Below are 3,145 nucleotides of genomic sequence, written 5' to 3' on the forward strand. Positions count from 1 at the left end.
GGCCCAAAACCATTCGAAGCCTTTGTATAGCCTTTCGAGGACTTCTCGCAAGACACGACCGTGGCGGGCTGGACGGGTGGCTGAGGAAGACACGGGCGTGCGGCATTCGAGCAAGCTTTCGCGCAAGGGATACAGCGAGACGATAACGCGGTGGCAGCTGGGATTGCGGAACCATGGAGCAATGGTCAGGTGGAAGGCCAAGTACACCGGTTAAAGACGCTCAAGCGACAGATGTACGGTCGCGTAAGTTTTGGCCTGTTACGGAAGCGGGTCCTCTACTACGGCAATTAGAAGCCTTTCCCTGTGTGGCGAATCTTGTCGATTCCAACACTTGAGCCCGTCTATCGTTCACCAAACGTGCGCAAGAACCATCTCCTCTGCTAGCTCGTCTCCCTGCTCTTAGCTTTGCTCCCCCACAAATTCCCCGTCTTCCGCCCCCTGCCCTCGAACGTGGTTCGACGCAAAATCGGATGACTATCGATTTCTACCGTGGTAGATTTGGATCAAAACCAAAGGGAGGGCAAACCCAGTTTAGCGTCGACGTGCCAAAGTAGAATCAGGACTACGATGCAAAGGATTGTGAAGTGTTCTTGATTGTCGCCGATAAAAGCACCTCAGTCGTTAATTTGGAAACCGACAATGCCAACAACTTTGCTTATGATAGCTAGTTCAATCTAAATGTCGAAAATTCCATTGAAATCACTGGGTGTACAGCCGATTACAACTCAAGGTGGCTCAAACAGCTAGTGTATTCCATCGTTTCAATTCGCACAAAACGCGGCGGTCACTTATGCATGATTGTTGATATTCATACCAATCTGTGTGTTGCACTTATTGCAGTTAAGAGCAGGAATACGCAAGAAGGGATTGCCTTTAATGTGAAGAATAAGGCAATACATACATGTGGGAGGAGACAGCTTATGAAAAAGATTATTGGTTTAACTTGTCTGTTACCATTACTTTTATCCGGTTGTTCTACACAAAATAGATCAAATATTATACATACTTCTTCGATCCAAAATGAAACGTTTACGGGTTCGAGTAAACATTGGACTGCGACGTTAAAGGTGGCAGCCCCATCTTCTTCCGCCTCAAATCAATCTAATACCTCCAATAATGAGACTCTTACGGTGAAATATAAGACTCCTGACTCCGTACCTACGGGTGGAATCAATTGGTCATTAAAAATGCCGAGCATGACAATCAGTGGTGCTGGCGGATGGACTAAGGACGGCGAAATTTTGAGTCAAGGTCAAGTCGCAATACCTCCGAAGGATTCTGTTCTCACCATGACGGTGAAGTGGGACGATCAAACCGAGGTATGGCATTCAACCAGTCATCACTGAAGCCAGATTGATGACCGACTATATCGAAACCCAACAAGCTTATGGCATTTATTCTGTTGCTAACAGGGGCGTGAGTTCAATAAAGGTACCCTTTCACCCCTGCATTATTATGCAAAACGCGGTGTATCGTAGCGCCGCGTTTATCTGCATTTTTAAGTTGCGGAAAACACTGGTTCAATATGGTAAACGGTACCCAAGCGACGGCAAGGTTTGTCGCTCGAACCCAAAAACCTGTATCCGCCAATGCGCCAATGATTGGCGGTTTTTTGATCGTGGTGATTAAAGACGATGGCGGCAAGATCAAGGTGCTGTGGACGAAAGTAGTCGCACCAACATGAGGACGGCGGTGATAAGACGATGGAGGAATTGAAAAATGCGCGTATTTATTCATCCCGAAGTAGACACATGACCATTGTATGGGTGTATTAACCTCTGCTTCGATAGGAACAAGGCAAAGACAACAGCCGCACCATCCCTTGGTATTACCGACCGAAAGGTCGAGTTGAAGAACATCATTTTTTAGGTCACAACAAAAACGGGCGTCGAAACTTCCAACGCCCATTTTGGGTTAATTTAAAGTTACTACTGTACCGAGTGTTGCCGCTTTAATGTAAGGTTGACCTTGCAACACTTTCAACTGGTTAGGTGTGCCCGTTACAACCACGCCATTGATTTGAACATCAGAAGCCTTGATAGGACCACCATTCCCCAGTAAATCGGAAATGCGTTGATATTCGGAGTGGAATTTCTGATTGTATTTTAACCCGTCGTTGAAATTTTGAACAAAACGTTGGAGACTCGACGAAGACGATGCCTCAAATCCATACACTTCATATTCTAAATACGGCATGTCCAACTTTGCACGAGAGTTGTAGTCTGCCTTTGAAGAGGTGTTCACCCAATACCATGTCGGTTTTATATTTTTCGGCAGTATTGCATTAACCTCATTAAATGTGTACGGTTTATCAAAAGATATGGCGACCTCCACGACATGATTGTTGCTCATCTTCACGATTTCTGGAAGGTCATTTTTGTAATTATTGTACTGTACCTCTGGAGGATAAAACTCCATATCCCGCTGACCTGTTTGGGGATTATACACATTTTGTCCAACGGCAATCGGTGACCAATCGCCTCCTCTCTTTGAAAAGTGTCCTAATATGTTAAAGCCGTAGTTTTCTTTTCCTGTGATAACTGGAACCCCATCGATCACTTTGTATGTGGTGTATGAAAAACTCCCTGTTAAAAATCCTTCTGTTTCTTGCATGTCGATAATCTGTTGGTCAGGTCCTGTAATTTCCTTAAACAGGTTTATATCACGGGATGCTCCATGTCAGGCTCTATTTAAGAGAACCATGTTTAACCACATACCCACTCCAATAACGATAATGGTTGCCAAGAATGAGATACCGATATTTCGCAGAATCGTGTGTCTCCTTGCCTTCCGAATGACTTTGCTCAGATCCGCTTCTTTCATGCCGTCCATATCGAAATCATTACTCACGATTTAACCCCCTCATGCTTCGATACAAATTTTGTCTTGCTCGATAAAGATAAGTCCGAACTTTGTCCACCTTGATATCTTGAAGGTGTGCAATTTCTTGATAGGAAAGACCTTGTTCGTACTTCAAAAACAATAGCTGTCTTTGGATCTCAGGAAGTTTGTCCAGGGCACGCAGTAAGTCCTCGCGAGTTTCACCTTTCAGTACCACGTCTTCAGGTGTGTCGCTATCATCAATAATCGCTTCAATATTCATATCAGAAATTCTTCGATTGCGGCGACACAAATCGTAATACCC

Annotated in this window: 4 protein-coding genes; 1 reads left to right on the forward strand and 3 read right to left on the reverse strand. The window is 44.7% G+C overall.

Going from position 1 to position 3,145, the window contains the following annotated elements:
* Positions 1–920: 920 nt before the first annotated feature.
* Positions 921–1,346, forward strand: a complete 426-nt coding sequence (locus ASH01S_RS18710) for a hypothetical protein (protein ID WP_157067229.1) — start codon at positions 921–923, stop codon at positions 1,344–1,346.
* Between the two features lie 568 nt (positions 1,347–1,914).
* Here ASH01S_RS18710 and ASH01S_RS17350 read toward each other — a convergent pair.
* The 3 genes from ASH01S_RS17350 to ASH01S_RS17355 form a co-directional block, all read right to left on the reverse strand.
* On the reverse strand, positions 1,915–2,613 hold the full coding sequence (locus tag ASH01S_RS17350; RefSeq protein WP_083517330.1) for an anti sigma factor C-terminal domain-containing protein: 699 nt from the start codon (positions 2,611–2,613) through the stop codon (positions 1,915–1,917).
* Between the two features lie 66 nt (positions 2,614–2,679).
* A complete protein-coding gene (locus ASH01S_RS18715) occupies positions 2,680–2,850 on the reverse strand; it encodes a hypothetical protein (RefSeq protein WP_157067230.1) in 171 nt (56 codons plus the stop codon).
* Positions 2,843–3,145: RNA polymerase sigma factor (locus tag ASH01S_RS17355; protein ID WP_157067231.1), on the reverse strand; the 303-nt coding region annotated here is incomplete at its 5' end. The genes ASH01S_RS18715 and ASH01S_RS17355, both read right to left, overlap by 8 nt.

It is taken from the genome of Alicyclobacillus shizuokensis NBRC 103103 (genome assembly GCF_001552255.1).
Classification (GTDB): Bacteria; Bacillota; Bacilli; order Alicyclobacillales; family Alicyclobacillaceae; genus Alicyclobacillus_G; species Alicyclobacillus_G shizuokensis.